We start from the raw sequence: 20963 nt of genomic DNA, 5'->3' as shown, positions 1-20963 counted from the left end.
CGGCATCACGTTGCGCGCTGAGTTGTTGGCCGTGGCTGTGGCGCTCAGGTCCGACGGCTGTTTGTTGGTGTTCATATCTGCAACCCCACGCGCATCAGCCAGGTCTCTGGCTCATGCTGCAAACCGCTGGGGGTGTTGAGGCTGCGTTGGTAATCGACGTCAACTTGCAGGTTTTTCCAGCTCAAGTTGACCCCGGCGCTGGCGCCGCTCAGGCGTTGCCCTTGAGCGCCGTGGTCGGCCTTGATCCAGCCATTGTCCAGGCCCAGCCGTGGGGTGATCTGCACTGGCAAAGCGCTGCGCAATGGCAGGCGCAAGGTATTGCGCCAGATCGCGCCACTGGCACCGGATGCACTGCTGACCCGATAGCCGCGCACCGCAGAATCGTCAGTGCCCAGCAATTGCTCGATGGCCGGCAGCGGATCGGGGCTGTACTGCATGTTGAGCTGGCTCTGCCATTGCCAGGCCTGTTGGCCCAACTGGCCGTTGCGCCACTGGCTGAGGCCGGCGCGGTATTTGCGAAACTGCGCTTTGGGCAGGTTGTTGACCTGACGTTGGGCATCGTCATCGGCACCGAGCCAGCGCAATCCTTGGGCGTAATTGATGTCCAGGTTCCACACCGCGCTGTTGAGCCAGAACAGATTCAGCCCGGCTTCGGCCACGGTCAGGGTCGGGCTCTGGATGCCCAGGCGAATGTTTTCCAGGTAACTGTCGACGTCCTTGTGAGCCAATTGCAGGTTGGCGCTCAGTTGATGGCTTTGGTCGCGCCACAGCACCCGGTCGGCGCGCAGGCTGAGTTGGTCGGTGATGCCGGTGCTGTGGAATGTCAGCGTGCTGAGTTTGAACGGCGCGCGGTATTCGGCGTGGCTGGCGAACAGGCTGTAGGTCCAGTAACCGTAGGGAATGGCGTAATACAGGCTGGCGTTGCGGCTGTAGCGGTCGCCCTGATTGAGGGTGTCGCTGACGTTCAGATTGAGCGCGTCGTTGAGCTCCAGCGGGCTGTCCAGGCTCAGGTTCAAGGTGTCACGATCGCGCCCGGTGCTGGCGCTGCCGAGGTTGTCCACGCCCAAGCCCAACGCCCAACGCGACTGCCCGTGGGTGCGCGAACGCAGGATCAGCCGAGAGGCGCCGGGTTGGCTGCCGGGGGCGATGTCGGCGGTCAAATCTACGGAGCGCAAGCGGTTCAACTGATCCAGGCCTTGCTCCAGGTCCCGCAGGTTCAGCGGCTTGCCGAGCATTCCGGGAAATGCACCGCCAAGGGACACCGGCAGACTCTGGTCGGCCAGCTCGATGGACTCGACGTAGCCTTCATCGACCACGATATCCAGCGACTGCCCCGCCGCTGGCGCGCTGCGCAGGTACGGCCGACTGGCGATGTAACCCGCCTCGACATACAGGCCAGTGATGGTCGCCAGCAAATGGTTGATCTGACCGACGCCCATGCACGACGACAGCTGCGGTTTGATTCGCTCATTGAGTGTCTGGCTGCTGATCAGCGTCACGCCGCCAATGCGCGTTCCGCTCAGGGGCCAGCAGCGCTCATCGGCAGGCACCGTGGCAGGAACGACAGGCGTGACCGGCGCCGCACCAAAACTGCCGCGCTCCAGTTGCCGGCGGCGCTGTTCCAGTTGCAGTTGTTGCAGGTCGCGCTGTTGTTGTTGCTGCTGGCGCAGCACTTCCTGGCCTGGAGCGGAAGGCTCGGCCGCCTTGAGCGAGGAAACACTCAGGCTCAGCAGCAAGGCCGACAACAGCGTGCAAGGCGTGGGACTACGACGAGGAACAGCGCGAAGCAAATACGGCACTCAACATCCTTGCGATCATAAAATGGCCTAATGCCACTCCGTCAATGCGAGTGATAGTCAGATCGTTCCTACGCAAATGCAAGACACGTCCTACAACGCTTACATTTCTTAAACAATTGCTTGGCCCTTTTTGTTTACCCAAGAGCACCTGACGACTGGTAGGGAAAACTCATTGCCACCAAATATTACCTGCGTCATATTACGCCCATAATAAGCCCCCCAGGTATTTGTCCATGACCAGCATGCCCAGCCTTGAACCCGACCTTGCTGTCGCAGTGACCACACCCAAGCCTCCCCTGCTTAAAAGGTTGCTCTCGCTGACGGCAGCTATTGCGGCCCTGGTGATCATCGGGCTGTACGCAACCCATTGGTGGACCGCCGGCCGTTTCATCGAAGAAACCGACGATGCCTACATCGGTGGCGACGTCACGGTGATCGGGCCGAAGGTCGCGGGGTATATCGATCAGGTGCTGGTCACCGACAACCAAAGGGTCAAGGCCGGGGATGTGTTGATTCGGCTCGACGCCCGCGACTATCGCGCCAACCTGGCGAAGGCCGAGGGTGCGGTGGCTGCCGAAGAAGCGTTACTCGCCAACCTCGACGCCACCGAACAACTGCAACACGCGGTGATCGGCCAGGCCCGCGCCGGCATCGATGCCGCCGGCGCCGAAACGGCCCGTTCGCGGGACGATAACGCCCGCTACAAACGCCTGGTGAACAGCAATGCCGTCTCGGTGGAAAGCGCACAACGGGCCGACGCCACCTTCAAGACTGCACAGGCGCAGAGTGCCCGGGCCCAGGCCGAACTGCTGGCTGCGCAACGTCAGTTGAACGTGATCGAAACCCAGAAGCAGCAAGCGCGCGCCGCGTTGATTCAGGCACGGGCCGAGCGTGATCTGGCGCAGTTGAACGTCGGTTACACCGAGTTGAAAGCCCCCGTCGACGGCGTGATCGGCAATCGTCGGGCACGGGTCGGCGCTTACGCCCAGGCCGGTTCGCAACTGTTGTCGGTGGTGCCAGCCAGCGGACTATGGGTCGATGCCAATTTCAAGGAAGATCAGCTGTCGCGGATGACGCCAGGCCAGCGTGTGATCGTTCATGCGGACGTGCTCAAGGGACGGGAATTCCACGGTCATCTGGACAGCCTCGCGCCGGCCAGTGGTTCGCAGTTCAGCGTGCTGCCACCGGAAAACGCCACCGGCAACTTCACCAAAATCGTCCAGCGGGTGCCGGTGCGAATCCTGCTCGACCCGGCCGACGGCGTGCTCGGTCATCTGCGCCCCGGCCTGTCGGTGACCGCCGAAGTGGACACTCGCGCCGAACCTGAAACACCGACCGTGGCCAGCGCGCCATGAACCGCGCCCTCGCCGCCCCCGCGCAGCCGTTCAATGCCGCCAACATGGCGACGGCGACCAAGGTGTTTGCCTTCGCCACGATGTGCATCGGCATGTTCATTGCGCTGCTGGATATCCAGATCGTCTCGGCGTCGCTACGTGACATCGGCGGCGGACTCTCGGCCGGCACCGACGAAACCGCGTGGGTGCAGACCAGTTACCTGATCGCCGAAATCATCGTGATTCCACTGTCGGGCTGGCTGTCCCGGGTGTTCTCGACCCGTTGGTTGTTCTGCGCCTCGGCGGTGGGTTTCACCCTGGCCAGCCTGCTCTGCGGCGCGGCCTGGAACATCCAGAGCATGATCGCCTTCCGTGCCCTGCAAGGATTTCTCGGTGGTTCGATGATCCCGCTGGTGTTCACCACCGCGTTCTTTTTCTTCACCGGTAAACAACGGGTGATCGCCGCCGCGACCATCGGCGCCGTGGCCTCGCTGGCACCGACGCTGGGGCCGGTGATCGGTGGCTGGATCACCGACATTTCGTCCTGGCACTGGCTTTTCTACATCAACCTGGTGCCGGGGATTTTCGTCGCGGTGGCGGTGCCGATGCTGGTGAAAATCGACCAGCCGGAATTGTCGCTGCTCAAGGGCGCCGACTACCTGAGCATGCTGTTCATGGCGGTGTTTCTCGGCTGCCTGGAATACACCCTTGAAGAAGGCCCGCGCTGGAACTGGTTCAGCGACAGCACGATTCTGACCACCGCCTGGATCAGCGGCCTGGCCGGATTGGCCTTCATTGGTCGAACCCTGTACGTGGCCAATCCGATCGTCGATCTGCGTGCCTTGAAAGACCGCAACTTCGCCCTCGGCTGTTTCTTTTCATTCGTCACGGGGATCGGTCTGTTCGCGACGATTTACCTGACGCCACTGTTTCTCGGCCGGGTGCGCGGTTACGGCGCGCTGGACATTGGCCTGGCGGTTTTTTCCACCGGGGTGTTCCAGATTCTGGCGATTCCGCTGTACGCTTTTCTGGCCAACCGCATCGACTTGCGCTGGATCATGATGACCGGCCTTGGGCTGTTCGCCCTGTCGATGTGGGATTTCAGCCCGATCACCCACGACTGGGGGGCGAAAGAATTGATGCTGCCACAAGCCTTGCGCGGGATCGCTCAACAACTGGCAGTGCCGCCCGCGGTGACCCTGACCCTCGGCGGACTGGCGCCCGCGCGGCTCAAACATGCTTCGGGGTTGTTCAACCTGATGCGCAACCTCGGCGGCGCGATGGGTATCGCCGCGTGCGCGACCATCCTCAATGACCGCACCAACCTGCACTTCACCCGGTTGGCGGAGAACCTCAACAGCACCAACGAAGCGCTGAATCAGTGGCTGTCCCAGGTCGGCAATAACTTCGCCGCCCTCGGCCAAAGCAGTGACATCGGCGTCACCGCCAGCCTGCGTCAGCTGTGGCTGTTGACCTACCGCGAAGCGCAGACACAAACCTATGGCGACGCGTTCCTGATGATCATGGTCTGCTTCATCCTCGCCACGGCGATGGTGCCCTTGATGCGCAAGGTGCAACCACCGGCCGCGCCGAGTGCCGATGCGCATTGAGCCCGATTCTTACTCTTGAGGCATTTTGCGAAAACCCACGGCCAGCCGATTCCAGCTGTTAATGGTGGAAATCGCCACGGTCAGGTCGACCATTTCCTTGGGGCTGAACACGGCGCTGAGCAGCGCATAGTCTTCGTCCGGGGCGTGGGTCAAGCTCAGTTGGGTCAAGGATTCGGTCCAGGCCAGCGCGGCGCGTTCACGATCGGTGAAGAACGGTGCCTCGCGCCAGGCCGTCACGGCAAACAGCCGGCGTGGCGTTTCCCCACCCTTGATGGCATCGGCGGTGTGCATGTCGATGCAGAAGGCACAGCCGTTGATCTGTGATGCGCGCAGCTTGACCAGTTCGATCAGCGACTTTTCCAGCGGCAGCTTCGAGACGGCGGCTTCCAGGGCCATCATGGCTTTCAGGCCGTCTGGGGAGGCGGTGTAGAAATCGATACGAGATTGCATGGTGAGCTCCAATAACAGGTGAGGTTGGCGCTACGTTAATGCCGACCTGAGGTTGTACAAATAGCCAATTATTGGGAAGTTGAGGATGCCAATAGACCAGAAGTTTTTCTGTGACTGTACCGGCGCTTTCGCGAGCAAGCCCGCTCCCACATTGGATCTTCGCCGGACACAAAACCTGTGTTCACTGAAGCTCTAATGTGGGAGCGGGCTTGCTCGCGAAGGGGCCGGTACAGGCAACCAACACATCAGCCGCTACGCTTGCGCAACCACTGCAAAAACCCCTTCTTCTCCACCACTTTGGGTGTTTCCTGAATCAGCGTCTGAGCCGTATGCAAACGGAAATCCAGCAAGGCCTTCATTGCCTCATTGATGTCATGCCGCGCATCCAGGCATGGCTTGAGGTATTCCTTCTCGATGCGGTAGAGCGTGCAAAATGTCTTGGCCGAAAAGTCGGCGAGCGCCGATTCATCGGACAGAATCCCGGCCTCGCCAATCACCTCACCCGGTCCCATGCGCCCGGCCTCGAACTTTTTGCCAGCGCGGCTCAAGGTGACCGACACCACGCCGGATTCGATGATGAACAGGTGATCGCTGACCTCCCCCGCCGGCAGGATCATTTCGCCGGCGCGGAAGGTTTGCAGCTTCATGTTCTGGCTGAAGGTTTCTTTCTCTTCCTGACGCAGGGTCGAGAAGATGTTCGAGCTATCCAGCAACGCCCGCTGCCGTGACAGCGCGGCAGGCGCGTTGGGTTCGACGCTCGACAACAGGCTGACACCCGACGCCTGCAAGTGCCGGAATGCCAGGTCGAACAGCAGATTGCGCACCATGCGCTTCTGATCCATGGAGACCACGAAGCCGCTGATTTCGTATTCCACGCCGGTGCTGCCGGAGCTTTTCAACGACACGCTTGGCGCCGGTTTGGCCAACAGGAAGCGGCACCCCTGCATGGCCCGCTCCAGCGCATCGATCACCGTTTGCGGACGAGCATGGGGGCTCACTTGCAAGCTGATCGACACCCCGAAAATGTCACTGGGCCGGCTGAAGTTGACGATTTTGGCCTTGGCCGCCAGGGAGTTGGGAATCACCGCCATGCTGCCTTGCGCGGTCTGCAGGCGCGTGGCGCGCCAGTCGATGTCGGTGACCCGGCCTTCGGTGCCGTCGATGGAGATCCAGTCATCCAGTTGATAGGGTTTGGTGGTGTTCAGGACGATCCCGGAGAACACGTCGCTGAGGGTACTTTGCAAGGCCAGGCCGACGATGATCGCCAACGCACCAGAGGTTGCCAGCACCCCCTTGACCGGTAACTCGAGCACGTAAGCCAGGGCGGCGATGACCGCGATCAGGAAAATCACCGCACCGAGCAAGTCCTGCAACAAACGCCCGGTGTGCCCGACCCGTTGCATCATCACCGCGCCGATCAACACCGTCAGGGTGCGCGCGGCGAACAGCCACCAGCCAATTTGCAAACCGGTTGCCGCCAGGTGCAACGGCACGTTGTCGGCCCAGGGCGCCGGCTCCATGGGGTTCAAGCCTTCGTTGAACAGCAGCATGCTGAACAGCGCGAAAATCACCAGCCGCACCGCCAGTTTCCAGTTGCTGCCGCTGGCCGTGATCAAACGCCACAATCCCAGATCGATCAGGATCAGAATCAGCGCGCTGAGCAACGGGTGATCGGTAAGCAGTGACAGCATCAAGCAACTCCAGCAATAGTACGGATGGGCACAGTGTAGGAGGATTTGATGCCTTCAGAACAACACAAAACACTGTGGGAGCGGGCTTGCCCGCGATGGCAATTATTCAGTCACTGTGATGTTGAATGATCGATCGCTATCGCGGGCAAGCCCGCTCCCACAGGTTATGTGTGTATGTGCTGTCAGGGTTTACTTGCTGTTGGTGAGAGTGTTGTAGCTGGTCATCAGGTTGCGGTAATCAGGGATGTGGTTGGAGAACAAAGTCGCCAGACCTTCCACGTCGTTGCGCCAGTCGCGATGCAGTTCACAGGCCAGGCCGAACCAGGTCATCAGTTGGGCACCGGAGGACGACATGCGATCCCACGCCGATTGACGGGTCAGTTCGTTGAATGTGCCGGAAGCGTCGGTCACCACGAACACCTCAAAGCCCTCGGCCAGTGCCGACAGCGCCGGGAACGCCACGCAGACTTCGGTCACCACACCGGCGATGATCAGTTGTTTCTTGCCAGTGGCCTTGATCGCCTTGACGAAGTCTTCGTTGTCCCAGGCATTGATCTGGCCTGGGCGAGCGATGTACGGCGCGTCCGGGAACAGTGCCTTGAGCTCCGGCACCAGCGGGCCGTTGGGGCCGGTTTCGAAACTGGTGGTCAGAATCGTTGGCAGCTTGAAGTACTTGGCCAGATCGGCCAGGGCCAGCACGTTGTTCTTGAAACGGTCCGGATCGATGTCGCGCACCAGAGAAAGCAAACCTGCCTGATGATCGACCAGCAGAACGGCGGCGTTATCCTTGTCGAGACGTTTGTAGGAAGTAGTCATGGGGTAATCCTCGCTTTTTATCGATGCCGAACGGGCCGGCGGAAGTGAACTCTGATTTTTCGTTTAAACGTGGCCAGGCAAGCGTAGTCAGCCAAACCCGGCACGCCACAGCGCTACAACAATGATTTCAATCACTCATCCGGCCAAAGCGTCCCGACTGGAAGTCAGCAAAGGCCTGGTGAATTTCTTGCTCGGTGTTCATCACGAACGGGCCGTGGCCAACAATGGGCTCGTCAATCGGCTCGCCGCTTAGCAGCAACACCACGGCGTCGTTATGGGCTTGCAGACTGAGCTGATCACCGTCGCGCTCGAACAACGCCAACTGCCCTTCTCGCACCAGTTCCGCACCGTTGACCTGAACCGTGCCGCGCAGCACCACCAGTGCGGTGTTGCGCCCTTCGTGCAGATCCAGGGTCAGCAACTTGCCGGCGTTCAAGCGAACGTCCCATACGTCGATCGGCGTGAAAGTGCGCGCCGGGCCGCGATGACCTTCGAACTCACCGGCGATCAAGCGCAGGCTGCCAGCGTTGTTCTTCAGTGGAATGCTCGGAATGTCAGCGTCGAGAATCGTTTGGTAACCGGGCTCGGCCATCTTGTCCCTGGCCGGCAAGTTGACCCACAGCTGCACCATTTCCAGGGTGCCTCCGCTCTTGGCGAAACCTTCGGAGTGGAACTCTTCATGGAGAATGCCCGACGCTGCGGTCATCCATTGCACATCGCCGGGGCCGATCTTGCCGCCGCTGCCGGTGGAATCGCGGTGTTCCAGTTCGCCCTTGTAGACGATAGTCACGGTTTCGAAACCGCGGTGCGGATGCTGACCAACGCCACGACGCTCGGTGGTCGGGGTGAATTCGGCAGGGCCGGCGTGATCCAGCAGCAGAAACGGGCTGATGTGTTTGCCCAGGTTGTCGTAGGAAAACAGCGTGCGAACCGGAAAACCGTCGCCGACCCAGTGAGGTCGTGGGCTGGTGTAGATACCGATGATGTTTTTCATCATTTCCTCCAAATCTGTTGTGTGACGCGATGGACAAAGCTTAAAACCGGCGCCTTTGGTGCGCTAGACTGCAAAAATCAGCCTTAGCGTTCTATTTGGAGAACGATGGTGGAAGACCTCAACACCCTCTACTACTTCACCCAAGTGGTGGAGCACCGCGGTTTCGCCCCGGCTGGACGCGCGCTGGACATGCCCAAATCCAAGCTCAGCCGACGCATTGCCGAGCTCGAAGAACGCCTCGGTGTGCGCCTGCTGCACCGCAGCAGTCGGCACTGCTCGTTGACCGAAATCGGCCAGGCTTATTACCAGCGTTGCCTGGCCATGCGGGTCGAAGCCGAAAGCGCCGCCGAACTGATCGAACGCAATCGCTCCGAACCTCAGGGTTTGGTGCGCATCAGTTGCCCGACCGCGCTGCTGAACACCTGGGTCGGGCCGATGCTGACCCGCTACATGCTCAAATACCCGTTGGTGGAGTTGTTCATCGAAAGCACCAACCGCCGGGTTGATCTGATCCACGAAGGGTTCGATATCGCGCTGCGCGTGCGCTTTCCGCCGTTGGAAAACACCGACATGGTGATGAAGGTACTGGGCAACAGCACCCAATGCCTGGTGGGGAGTCCGGCATTTCTGTCGCGCTTGTCGTCACCGGCCACGCCGGCTGACCTAAGCGGTCTGCCGAGCGTGCATTGGGGTGGCGCGCAGCGTGAATATCAATGGGAATTGTTCGGTGCCGATGGCGCCAGCGCGCTGATTCGTCATACCCCGCGAATGGTCACCGACGACTTGCTGGCCTTGCGTCACGCGGTACTCGCCGGCATCGGCATCGCCCACCTGCCCAGTGTGGTGGTGCGCGATGAGATTGCCGCCGGCCGACTGGTGGAACTGGTGCCGGGTTGGACACCCAAGTGCGGAATCGTGCACGCGATCTTCCCCTCACGACGCGGATTGCTGCCGTCGGTGCGGACCTTGATCGACTTTCTGGGCGAGGAATTCAGCCATAGCGATATTGCTTAGGGGTGGGGTCAAGTTCCAGCACCGAGTCGCGCCCTTCGCGAGCAAGCCCGCTCCCACATTGGATCTGCGTACACCACAGATCCAATGTGGGAGCGGGCTTGCTCGCGAAGGCGTCAGACCAAACACCATCAATGCCACTGAAACATCCCATTCATGACTTACGGTAAACAGTGCTTTGCCGATCCAGCGGTTTTTCTCAAGGGTCCAGCCGGGGATACTCCCGCTCATTCCCACTGCAACCCCTGGAGTCATTGATGTCTATCCCCGCATTCGGTCTTGGTACCTTTCGCTTGCAAGGCCAAGTGGTCATCGATTCGGTGAGCACCGGTCTTGAGCTGGGCTACCGGGTCATCGATACCGCGCAAATCTACAAAAACGAAGCCGAGGTCGGCCAGGCCATCGCTGCCAGCGGCATTGCTCGTGACGAGCTGTTCATCACCAGCAAAATCTGGGTGGCCAACTTTGCCAAAGACCGGTTGATCGACAGCCTCAAAGAGAGCCTGAACAAGCTGCAAACCGATTACCTGGACCTGACGCTGATCCACTGGCCGTCGCCGGAAGATCAGGTTCCGGTCGAAGAATTCATGGGCGCCTTACTCCAAGCCAAACAACTGGGCCTGACCCGAAAGATCGGCGTATCCAACTTCACGGTCGACCTGATGCAACAGGCCATTACTGCCATCGGTGCCGAGAACATCGCCACCAACCAGATCGAGCTGCACCCGTACCTGCAAAACCGCAAGGTGGTCGAATTCGCCCAAAGCCAAGGCATCCGGATCACCTCTTACATGACCCTGGCCTACGGCGAAGTGCTGAAGGATCCGCTCATCCAGCAGATCGCCGATCGCCTTCAGGCGACACCGGCCCAAGTCACGCTGGCGTGGGCCATGCAGCTTGGGTATGCGGTGATTCCTTCCTCGACCAAACGCGCCAACCTGCAAGGCAATCTGCAAGCCTGCGCCCTGACCCTGAGCGATGCCGACATGGCGCTGATCGCAGCCCTTGATCGCGGCCAGCGGCTGACCAGCCCCAAAGGCATTGCGCCGCAGTGGGATTGAGTTTCAGCCTTGACTCAAATCCGGGCTCAAGTGTTTGTCCAGCAATGACATAGCGTGCTGCAACTGATCGACGGCTTCGTCGATCAGCGCCAGCTCCCCCGCCTCCATGACGCGCTCCAGTTGTTCGCAGCGTTCGATCAAACGCACCGCCCGGACCATGCGCGCGCCGCCCTTGATGCGGTGCGCCAGGGCTTGCAGGTCATGGCGATTGCCTCTGGCGTGCGCCTCGAGCAGATCATCCCGATCAACCCGGTTGGTCACCGCCAGTTCGCGCACCAGCTGATCGAGCAGTGTGCGGTCCGCACCGACGTATTGCTCCAGGCCACTCAAGTCCATCTCGGGCGGGGGTTGCTTTTCGAGCGTCTCGGGTGCTTCGTTTGCAAACCTGGACGCCAGCCATGCGCTCAAATCCGCCAGCAGAATGGGTTTGAACAGGCAGTCGTCCATACCTGCCTCCAGGCAGCGGACTTTTTCCTCACGCTGCGCATTGGCGGTAAAGCCCAGAATCAGCGTCGACGGTAATCCCTGGACGCGCTCTTCGTCGCGTATTGCACCCGCCAGTTCATAACCACTGAGCCTGGGCATATTGCAGTCGGTAACCACCAGATCGAACTCATGTTCGCGCCACAGCTCAAGCCCCCGTGCGCCCTCTTCAGCCTCCATCACACGATGCCCCAGGTGGCTCAGTTGCCATGAAAGCAACAAACGATTAGCCGGGTGATCGTCGACCACCAGAATCGTCAGTGGTCGCGTCGGCACCTGCACCCCGCTATCCACTGGCGCAATGGCAGGCAACGGTTGCAGTGCGATCAGCTCAAGGTTGATGTCGACCTGTGTGCCTTGCCCGAGGACACTGCCGAGTTGCAACCGGCCGCCCATCATTTCGCACAGGGTACGGCTGATTACCAGGCCCAACCCGGAGCCGCCGCGAGCTGACTGCTGGTTATTGCTGGCTTGGGCGAACGGGCTGAACAACCGTTGCCGATCGACGTCACTGATGCCAATGCCAGTGTCTTCAATGCGCACACTGACCGCCAGATGCCCCGACGTAACAGGCGTCACCCGCAGCGTCAGGCTCACCTCGCCCTCACGGGTGAACTTGATGGCGTTGCTCAGCAGATTGGACAGCACCTGCTTGAAACGGGTGGGGTCGATCAACACGTCGCAATCACTGTGTTCATCCAGATCGATTCGCCACGCCAGCTCATTCTGCCGTGCAAGGCCTTCGAAAACCCGGCACACCGACTCCACCAGCTCCCGAAGATTGGCGCGTTCAGGTGTCAGGGATAAATGTCCGGACTCAATACGGGCGATGTCCAGAATGTCACCGATCAGCGCCAATAATTGTCGTGCGGCACCGGACGCCACCTCAATGGCAAAGTGATCGGTGACGCCCTCGTCCGCACGTTTGAGGGCCAGTTCGAGCATGCCGATCAGGGCGTTCATCGGTGTGCGGATCTCATGACTCATGGTGGCCAGAAAAGTGGTTTTGGCGCGGTTGGCATCGTCCGCCTCGTTCTTGGCCTCCTGCAATTGCCGTAACCAGTGCTGGCGCTGACGGATTTGCCGGCGCTGCCAGGCGATCCAGCCCAGGGCGAGCAACAACAGGGCGCCAGCCACGGCAAACGCCTGAAGAATGCCTTGACGATGGCGTAGCCAATAGCTGTCATCCAGCACCACATCATTGCTCCAGCGGGCCACCAGATCGTCCATTTCCTGAGGCGAAATGCTCAGCAACGCCTTGTTCAGAATCGAATGCAACTCCAGCGCGCCGCGGTGCGTGGCCAGGGCGATACGGGCGGGTTGGTCGCCGACGGTGCTGCTGACGCGCAGACGATCCGGGTAGTGCCGAGCGATCAGGTAACGGGCGACGATCAATGAACTGAGCGTCGCATCAGCCTGCCCCTTGATCACCCGTTCCATGCCCTCGGCCGGGCTTTGCACTTCGACCAGGCGCACCTGCGGCGCCCGGGTATGCAGGAACCCGAACAACGGATGACCACGATAAATCGCCAGGCGTTTACCGGCCAGATCGTCCAGCGTCCTTGGGCTGCCCGTCGTCGTTGCACTGACCAGCACAAATGGATTGCTGAGGTAGGCGCGGGTAAACAGCATTGCGTCTTCACGCTCGGTACTGGGAGTGACCACAGGCAACAGGTCGATTTCGCCGCCCTGGAGTTGTTCAATCTGCCGGTCCAGTGAGTGCCCGCGTTGCACCTGAAAGGTCAAACCGCTGCGCTGGCTGATCAGCGTCAGCAACTGCGCCGTCAACCCGTTGAACCGGCCTTGGGCATCGTAGAACGTCAGCGGGGCAAAGTTGTCGATCGCACCGACAGTGACCGTCGGATGCCGGTCCAGCCAGCGTTGTTCACTGGGGCTCAAACGCACCTGCTCCTGACCCGCCGCATTAGCCCTGCCGGCACTCCAGCGCACTTCGATGACCACGCGTTGTTCCATCGGAATCGCCGCCAGAGCCTTGTCGATGATGCTTTTGAGACGCGGATTGTCCTTCGCCAAAGCAAAGCCGAATGGATTGGCATCCAGACCGGAAGGCCCCGCCAGATGAACATTGTTGAGGTAGTTATTGTTGATCAGATAATTGGCGCTGATGAAGTCGCCGAGGTACACATCGTCTGGCCCGAACGCTACCGCTCCGAGCGCATCGAGTGCCGAGGGATAGAGTTGCAAACTTGCATCGGGATAAAAATCTTCAACGGTCTGCGCCTGCAAATAGTCTTCGACCATGGCGATGCGTTTGCCGGCAAGGTCGACGGGCATTCGCTCGTTCAGTCGGGTGACCAGCATGGGCTGATCTTCGGCATAGGCTCGGGACCGGGTCAGCGCGGGGTCGGCCGCTTCGAAGTTGTTCGAGGTTCCGAGCAGATCCAGCTCATGTCGTTTGAGGGCGTCCATGGCGGCCTCACGAGTGGCATAACGCAGCACATCGATTTTGACATGCAGCAGTTGCCCCAGCAGCTCGGCGTAATCGGCCGTGATGCCCTCCAGTTCATCGCGGTGACGCGTCACTTCGAACGGCGGGTAATCCGCCCCCGTTACTCCCAGGCGAAGGGCTCGTTTATCGCGTAGCCATTGCCAGTCCTTTTCATCCAGCTTGACCTCAAAGCCCTCCACGGTGGAGCGCCCCAGCAGATGCAACCGCTGCGGCTCGTCAGCCAGTGCCGCTGAAACGTGCGGCACAAGGCTCAACATCAAGGCCAACAGGACGATGCGCACGGTCGGTTTCATTCAGATCAGATGATTGCGCTTGGCGAAGTCCCGCAGGTGCACCGCCGCGTTCACGCCAAGCTTTTCGATCAAGCGGGTCTTGTAGGTGCTGACGGTCTTGTGACTCAGGTGCATAAGCTCAGCGATGGCCTTGTTGCTCGTGCCCCGGGCCAGGTATTGCAGGATGGTCAGTTCGCGGTTGGAGAGTTTGTCGATCATCTGTTTTTCGCTGCGTTGCAGGGCGTCCTGCGATCCCGAAGGCAGCCGCGCAAAATAGGTGTAACCGGTCATGACCGCATGCACAGCCTTTTGCAATTGACTCAGGACGTTGGTCTTGGCGACATACGCCATGGCTCCGGCGCGCATGCAACGCTCTTGAAAAAACAGCGGATCCAGGGAGGTGAATACCAGTACCAGACATGACCAATCACTGGCCCTGATCCGGTCCAGCACATCCAGCCCATCGCCCTCGGGCATGACCAGATCCAGCACCAGCAGCGTGGGTGAGTGCTCACGGAGCATCGACAACGCCTCGCTACCGCTGGACGCCTCATAGATTCGTTTGAAACCCTCCTTCTCCAATACGATTTTGACTGCGGCGCGTACCACCGGATGATCGTCCACAATCAGCACTGACTTCATGGTAATTCCCTGTGCAAAGATCTGACGATTGCGCACCAATGCACGCCGGATAACGACGAACCGGACGCAACGGCTGCGCTAAGACTTTTGCATGACGGACAGGAAGGAGGTACCTGTCAGAAATGATAGTTCCGACGAGCGGTAACCCAGAATCAAGCAATTTGATGCGGATATCGCGCAGGCACGGGGGACTGTGAAGCTTCACCCGCAGGCGGATCGATGAGCGCCATCAGCCGTTGAATGGACACCAGATCAGGCCGCGCCCCGTGGCTCACCTGAACCTTTTGCTGAACCGTCTGTTTAACACCGACGGCCGGGATCGGCGACAACTGTGCCGGCCGGCCATCGTAGATCAAGGCGTGGTGAACCTGGCCGCTATCGAGGAAGAACCCGAGCAGGTTCAATGCCCCATCCGCCAGCGAGGCATTGATGACCACCAGATCAAATGGCTCGCAACCGTACTCGACCAGGGTAAGCATCTCCACAAGGCTTTGTACCGGGGCCACCCGGTAATAACCGAGCTGATTGAACAGCCGCTCGGTTTTCATCCGGTGAAAATGCTGTTCGTCGGCGATCAGGATACGCAAGTTTTTGTTGATCATCGCGTGCCTCCAGGTCAATCAATGACTGATGAGTGAGGCGGCAAGGCTACGCAAGACCGAGGAAGCGTTCTGTAGGACGTTTCCTAAAAACTGCGCCATTTATCCTTTCAGTACATGGCTCTCGGAACGGGTCGGGTTTCGCCGCGCCGTTGCAGCGCGGGATTCTTCAGGAGGGTTCAGGATTCTGGATTTGTGGTGCTTTTGAGGGCCCCATCGCGGGCAAGCCCGCTCCCACAGGGATCTTCAGTGAACACAGATTTGGTGACTGAAGATCAAACTGTGGGAGCGGGCTTGCCCGCGATAGCGGCCTGGCAGGTGCAGAAGATTTAGCTGGCAGTTGCCAACAACACATCCATCACCGACCGACCATGCCCACGCGACTTGCCATGGTCATACAGCGAGCTGGCAATTTCATCGGCGCGGATCGGCAGGATCGACAGCAAGGTGTCGCTCAAGCCGTGGCTGGCCTGGCAGAAGCCCTGCATGTAGATGCCGGCCTTGCAGCGCTCGTCGGTGATCAGTTTGTAGTGGCGATCGACCTCGAAATCGCCCAGGTATTGCTCCAGCGGAGCCAGCAGTTTGCGGTGCATCTGGCGCTCGTAACCGGTGGCCAGCACCACGGCGTCGTAATGGCGAACCGTGACTTCACCGGTGGCGTTGTTGCGCACCGCCAGCTCGATACCGCGCTCGGTAGCGGTGGCTTTTTCGACGGTGGTCAGGGTACGGAACGCATGGCGCGCAATGCCCGAGACTTTCTGCCGATAGAAGATGCCGTAGATGCGTTCGATCAGGTCGATGTCCACCACCGAATAGTTGGTGTTGTGGTACTCGTTGACCAGGCGCTCGCGTTCGCTGCTGGCCTGCTGGAACACCAGGTCGGTGAACTCCGGCGAAAACACTTCGTTGACGAAGGGGCTGTCATCGGCCGGTTTCAGGGCCGAGCCACGCAGGATCATGTCCACCTGCACCGACGGGAAGCTGTCGTTCAGGTCGATGAAGGCTTCCGCCGCACTCTGCCCGCCGCCGATGATCGCAATGCTCATCGGTTGGTTGTTCACGCACGGCTGCCTGGCCATGCGCTCCAGGTACTGGGAGTGATGGAACACCCGGCCGTCATCCTTGAGTGCCTTGAACGCTTCGGGAATGCGCGGTGTACCGCCGGCGCTGACCACTACCGAACGGGTGGTGCGCACATGCTGCTGACCTTGCGTATCACGCGAGATCACTCGCAGTGCTTCCACCTGCTGGTGGTGCAGCACTGGCTCGATGGCCAACACTTCCTCGCCATAGCGGCTCTGCTCGGTAAATTGCCCGGCGACCCAGCGCAGGTAGTCGTTGTACTCCATGCGGCACGGATAGAAGGTGCCAAGGTTGATGAAGTCCACCAGACGACCGTGATGCTTGAGGTAATTGACGAAAGAATACGGGCTGGTCGGGTTACGCAGCGTCACCAGGTCCTTGAGGAAGGAAATCTGCAGTTCGCTCTGGGTGACCAGGGTGTTGCCGTGCCAGCGGTAGTCCGCCTGCTTGTCGAGAAACAGCACATCCAGCTCGCCCTGGCTCGGCCCGCGCTCTTGCAAGGCGATGGCCAGAGCCAGGTTCGAAGGGCCGAAACCGACGCCGATCAGGTCGTGAACGATGGGCGATGCAATTGCCTGTGTCATTTCCAGTGTCCTCTGGATGAACCCCGGACCAGCGGGGATAAAGCCTGGGTGACCTGACCGGCCTTGTGCGGCAGCAGATCGTCTGTTGAATAGGAACGAGGACAATGAAAAAAAATTTAACGAGGCCTGATTAAACGGTGCCGATCAATGGGCGTCCCACTGGCGCATGCGCACCCGGCAATGCTTCATGGCATTGACGATGTGCTTTTCCACCAGCGCCCGGGAAATCCCCAGGTGCTCGGCGATTTCCGGGTGCGACAAGCCGTCGATCTTGCGCAAAAGAAAACTCTCGCGACACAGCTTTGGCAACTCCGCCAGTGCGCGCTGAAGCATGTCCAGGCGCTGGCCATGATCGAGGCTGTTGTGGGGGGATGGCGTGAAGTAGCGCTCTTCGCTGTCGAGTACGTCCAGGGATTCGACCTGCCGCAAGGCATTGCGTCGGTGGTCATCGATCACCAGATTGAGCGCGGTGCGATAAAGAAACGCCCGGGGTTGTTCGATCGGCGTGTCACTGGAACGCTCCAGCACCCGCAGATAAGCGTCATGTACCACATCTTCGGCCACCTGACGGTTGCCTAGCTTGGCGTTCAGGAAATACACCAGCTCGCGATAGTAGTTTTCCAACATGACTCCCAGTCCTTGAGCCAGATCTGCGCCATAAAAGAGATGGCGGCACGATGATGGCAGCGCGCAAGAGGCGTAATTTATAGTAATTCTCATATAGATTTAAAGCACTGGATCCATTTACTTGAGAAATAACCTCATTTGTCGTGCTGTAACCCCATGTCTCAAGGCTTAAATTCTGCTCCGGGGTTCTCGTTTACAGGACAACTTCCCGTGTCTGTCGGTCCACCGACAGCGTTCAGCGGCGCCGGTCACTGCCGCGCACGCCGAGCGACGGGCCGATTTTTACCGGCTGGAACCCCGCATGAAACGTCCCCGCCCTACCCGACGCGCCCTGTTTGTCGCTCTGTGCCTGATCCCCGCCGCAGCCTTGGCCGCCTGGCAAGTGATCCCCCCGGGGCGTGAAAAACTTGCCACCGCCACCGTGACCCGCGCCGATATCGAAAACAGCGTGACCGCCCTCGGCACCCTGCAACCGCGACGTTATGTCGACGTCGGCGCCCAGGCGTCCGGGCAGATCCAGAAGATTCATGTCGAGGCCGGCGATCAAGTCAAGGAAGGCCAATTGCTGGTGGAGATAGATCCCTCGACCCAGAAAGCCAAACTCGACGCCGGGCGCTTTTCCATCGACAACCTCAAGGCCCAGTTGCAAGAGCAGCGCGCCCAGCACGATCTGGCGCAACAAAAGTATCAGCGCCAGCAGAACCTCAAGGCCGGCGGCGCGACCCGCGAAGAAGATGTGCAGACCGCCCGCGCCGAAGTCCGGGCGAGACAAGCGCGCATCGACATGTTCCAGGCGCAGATTCGTCAAGCCCAGGCCAGTTTGCGCAGCGATGAAGCAGAACTGGGTTACACACGGATCTACGCGCCAATGTCCGGCACGGTAGTCGCCGTCGGTGCCCGGGAAGGCCAGACGCTCAATGCCCAACAACAGACGCCGCTGATATTGCGCATTGCCAAGTTGTCACCGATGACCGTATGGGCCGAGGTGTCCGAGGCCGATATCGGCCAGGTCAAACCCGGCATGACCGCCTGGTTCACCACCCTCAGCGGTGGCAGCCGGCGCTGGAGCAGCACCGTGCGGCAGATTTTGCCGGTGCCGCCGCGCCCGCTCGAACAGTCGCAGGGCAGCCCCACCAGCGGTCGCAGCGGCAGCGAACGGGTGGTGCTCTACACCGTGTTGCTGGATGTCGACAACGCCGACAACGCCTTGATGACCGACATGACCGCCCAGGTATTTTTCGTCGCCCAGCAAGCGCAGAACGTGCTGACGGTGCCCACCGCGGCCCTGCAAAACGGCACCGCGGCGGATCGCCAAGTGGCACAAGTGGTGGCGACCAACGGCGAGGTTCAGCGCCGCGAGGTTCGCACCGGGATCAGCGATCGGCTGCGCACGCAGATTCTCGAGGGGCTGGCGGAAGGCGATCACGTGCTGAGCGCCCCGCTCACCGGCAGCGGAGACTGAATGCAAACGCCCCTGATTGACCTGCGACAGATCCGCAAAGCCTACGGCGGGGGCGACAGCCCCGTGGTGGAAGTGCTGCGCGGCATCGACCTGTCGATCCACGCTGGCGAATTTGTCGCCATCGTCGGCGCTTCCGGTTCCGGCAAATCGACCCTGATGAACATTCTCGGCTGCCTCGATCGCCCCACCAGCGGCGACTACCTGTTCGCCGGGGAAAACGTCGCCGGCCTTGGCAGCGACGAACTGGCGTGGCTACGGCGCGAGGCCTTCGGCTTCGTGTTTCAGGGTTACCACCTGATCCCGTCCGGATCGGCCCAGGAAAACGTCGAGATGCCGGCCATCTATGCCGGCACTCCGGCGGACGAACGCCATGCCCGCGCGGCGGCCCTGCTCGAGCGCCTCGGCCTGGGCTCGCGCACCGGCAACCGTCCGCATCAGCTTTCCGGTGGTCAGCAGCAACGGGTGTCGATCGCCCGCGCCTTGATGAACGGCGGCCACATCATTCTCGCCGACGAACCCACTGGCGCCCTCGACAGCCACAGCGGCGCCGAAGTCATGAGCCTGCTCGACGAACTGGCCAGTCAGGGGCATGTGGTGATCCTGATCACCCACGATCGCGAAGTGGCCAGGCGTGCCAACCGGGTCATCGAAATCCGCGACGGCCTGATCATCAGCGACACCGCCACAAATCCTTCGGCCACCCCGGGCGCGGCACGCCCCGGTGCGCTGCAAGCCGTGGACCTGCGCCAGCGCCTGAGCGCCGGCAGCGAGCCCAATGGCGCCTGGAAAGGCGAACTAGTGGACGCGGTTCAGGCGGCCTGGCGCGTGATGTGGATCAACCGCTTCCGCACTGCCCTGACGCTGCTGGGGATTGTCATTGGCGTTGCGTCAGTGGTGGTGATGCTGGCGGTGGGCGAAGGCAGCAAGCGCCAGGTGATGGCGCAGATGGGCGCCTTCGGTTCCAACATCATTTACCTGAGCGGCGCCGCGCCCAATCCGCGTACGCCGCCCGGGATCATTACCCTCGACGACGTCGCCGCGCTCGCCAACCTGCCCCAGGTGCAGCGGATCATGCCGGTCAACGGCTCGACGGCCGGCGTGCGTTTCGGCAACGCCGATCACACCGCCTATGTGGGCGGCAACGACACCAACTTCCCGAGCATTTTCAATTGGCCGGTGGTTCAGGGCAGCTACTTCACCCAAGCCGATGAAGACAGTGCTGCCGCCGTTGCGGTGATCGGCCACAAGGTCAGGGAGAAGCTGTTCAAAGACCTGGCCGACCCGATCGGCCAGTACATCCTGATCGAAAACGTGCCGTTTCAGGTGCTTGGCGTGCTGGCGGAAAAAGGCTCCAGTTCCGGCGACTCCGACAGCGACAACCGCATCGCCGTGCCCTACTCGGCCGCCAGCGTGCGGTTGTTTGGCAGTCGCAATCCCGAGTACGTGGTGATCGCCGCCAAGGATGCACGCAAGGTCAAGGAAGCCGAGCAGGCGATCGAACAAACGATGCTGCGCGAGCACAAGGGCAAGCGCGATTTCGAGCTGACCAACAACGCCGCCATGATCCAGGCCGAGGCCCGCACCCAAGGCACGCTGTCATTGATGCTCGGTTCGATTGCCGCGATTTCGTTGCTGGTCGGCGGCATCGGCGTCATGAACATCATGCTGATGACCGTGCGTGAACGCACCCGGGAAATCGGTATTCGCATGGCCACCGGCGCCCGCCAGCGCGACATCCTGCGCCAGTTTCTCACCGAGGCGGTGATGCTCTCGGTGGTCGGCGGTGTCGCCGGGATCGGTCTGGCGCTGCTGGTCGGTGGCGTGCTGCTGCTCGGCAATGTCGCGGTTGCGTTCCAGTTGTTCGCCGTGCTCGGCGCCTTCGGCTGCGCCTTGGTCACCGGTGTCATCTTCGGCTTCATGCCTGCCCGCAAGGCTGCCCGGCTCGATCCGGTTACGGCCCTTACCAGTGAATGAT

General features: G+C 60.7%; 16 protein-coding genes. 6 read left to right on the top strand and 10 right to left on the bottom strand.

Features of this window, described 5'->3' with window-relative positions:
• Positions 1–71 precede the first annotated feature (71 nt).
• On the bottom strand, positions 72–1799 hold the full coding sequence (locus AC1RQB_RS21865; protein WP_063340989.1) for a ShlB/FhaC/HecB family hemolysin secretion/activation protein: 1728 nt from the start codon (positions 1797–1799) through the stop codon (positions 72–74).
• Between the two features lie 233 nt (positions 1800–2032).
• On the opposite strand from AC1RQB_RS21865, the gene AC1RQB_RS21860 reads away from it, so the two are divergent.
• Positions 2033–3154, top strand: coding sequence for an HlyD family secretion protein (locus AC1RQB_RS21860; protein ID WP_063340990.1), 1122 nt, complete (start codon positions 2033–2035; stop codon positions 3152–3154).
• Positions 3151–4743, top strand: a complete 1593-nt coding sequence (locus AC1RQB_RS21855) for a DHA2 family efflux MFS transporter permease subunit (RefSeq protein ID WP_063340991.1) — start codon at positions 3151–3153, stop codon at positions 4741–4743. Before AC1RQB_RS21860 ends, AC1RQB_RS21855 begins: the two co-directional genes overlap by 4 nt.
• A gap of 9 nt (positions 4744–4752) precedes the next feature.
• Here AC1RQB_RS21855 and AC1RQB_RS21850 read toward each other — a convergent pair whose 3' ends face one another.
• From AC1RQB_RS21850 to AC1RQB_RS21835, 4 genes are all read right to left on the bottom strand, one after another.
• Positions 4753–5193: a carboxymuconolactone decarboxylase family protein gene (locus AC1RQB_RS21850; RefSeq protein WP_063340992.1), complete on the bottom strand. Its 441-nt coding sequence runs from the start codon at positions 5191–5193 to the stop codon at positions 4753–4755.
• A 245-nt stretch (positions 5194–5438) separates the two neighbouring features.
• Positions 5439–6884 (bottom strand): mechanosensitive ion channel family protein, encoded by a 1446-nt coding sequence (locus AC1RQB_RS21845; RefSeq protein ID WP_063340993.1) that lies wholly within the window; start codon positions 6882–6884, stop codon positions 5439–5441.
• Between the two features lie 189 nt (positions 6885–7073).
• Positions 7074–7700 (bottom strand): isochorismate family cysteine hydrolase YcaC, encoded by a 627-nt coding sequence (gene ycaC / locus AC1RQB_RS21840; protein ID WP_008011497.1) that lies wholly within the window; start codon positions 7698–7700, stop codon positions 7074–7076.
• Between the two features lie 127 nt (positions 7701–7827).
• Positions 7828–8694: a pirin family protein gene (locus AC1RQB_RS21835; RefSeq protein WP_007907675.1), complete on the bottom strand. Its 867-nt coding sequence runs from the start codon at positions 8692–8694 to the stop codon at positions 7828–7830.
• Between the two features lie 105 nt (positions 8695–8799).
• Here AC1RQB_RS21835 and AC1RQB_RS21830 point away from each other — a divergent pair, with 105 nt between their 5' ends.
• Both AC1RQB_RS21830 and dkgB read left to right on the top strand, forming a co-directional pair.
• On the top strand, positions 8800–9708 hold the full coding sequence (locus AC1RQB_RS21830; RefSeq protein WP_007907672.1) for a LysR substrate-binding domain-containing protein: 909 nt from the start codon (positions 8800–8802) through the stop codon (positions 9706–9708).
• A 254-nt stretch (positions 9709–9962) separates the two neighbouring features.
• Positions 9963–10766: a 2,5-didehydrogluconate reductase DkgB gene (gene dkgB / locus AC1RQB_RS21825; protein WP_063340994.1), complete on the top strand. Its 804-nt coding sequence runs from the start codon at positions 9963–9965 to the stop codon at positions 10764–10766.
• Between the two features lie 3 nt (positions 10767–10769).
• On the opposite strand, the gene AC1RQB_RS21820 is transcribed toward dkgB, so the two are convergent.
• From AC1RQB_RS21820 to AC1RQB_RS21800, 5 genes are all read right to left on the bottom strand, one after another.
• Positions 10770–14012, bottom strand: a complete 3243-nt coding sequence (locus AC1RQB_RS21820; protein WP_063340995.1) for a transporter substrate-binding domain-containing protein — start codon at positions 14010–14012, stop codon at positions 10770–10772.
• The gene (locus AC1RQB_RS21815; RefSeq protein ID WP_063340996.1) at positions 14013–14633 is read right to left on the bottom strand and encodes a response regulator transcription factor; all 621 of its coding nucleotides are present in this window, start codon (positions 14631–14633) and stop codon (positions 14013–14015) included. It abuts the gene before it with no gap.
• 152 nt (positions 14634–14785) lie between these two features.
• The gene (locus AC1RQB_RS21810) at positions 14786–15235 is read right to left on the bottom strand and encodes a hypothetical protein (protein ID WP_063340997.1); all 450 of its coding nucleotides are present in this window, start codon (positions 15233–15235) and stop codon (positions 14786–14788) included.
• Positions 15236–15561: 326 nt separating this feature from the next.
• Positions 15562–16899 (bottom strand): lysine N(6)-hydroxylase/L-ornithine N(5)-oxygenase family protein, encoded by a 1338-nt coding sequence (locus AC1RQB_RS21805; protein WP_063340998.1) that lies wholly within the window; start codon positions 16897–16899, stop codon positions 15562–15564.
• A 144-nt stretch (positions 16900–17043) separates the two neighbouring features.
• Positions 17044–17526, bottom strand: a complete 483-nt coding sequence (locus AC1RQB_RS21800; protein WP_008071207.1) for a sigma-70 family RNA polymerase sigma factor — start codon at positions 17524–17526, stop codon at positions 17044–17046.
• Between the two features lie 301 nt (positions 17527–17827).
• On the opposite strand from AC1RQB_RS21800, the gene AC1RQB_RS21795 reads away from it, so the two are divergent.
• Positions 17828–18988 carry an efflux RND transporter periplasmic adaptor subunit gene (locus AC1RQB_RS21795; protein ID WP_063340999.1) on the top strand — a complete coding sequence of 387 codons (1161 nt, stop codon included), beginning with the start codon at positions 17828–17830 and terminating at the stop codon, positions 18986–18988.
• Positions 18989–20962: a MacB family efflux pump subunit gene (locus AC1RQB_RS21790; RefSeq protein WP_063341000.1), complete on the top strand. Its 1974-nt coding sequence runs from the start codon at positions 18989–18991 to the stop codon at positions 20960–20962.
• Position 20963: the final 1 nt, after the last annotated feature.

This window comes from Pseudomonas sp. GW822-FHT02E03, from assembly GCF_058802325.1.
Note: the sequence above shows the minus strand (reverse complement) of the source record. Positions and strands in the feature narration are given on the sequence as shown.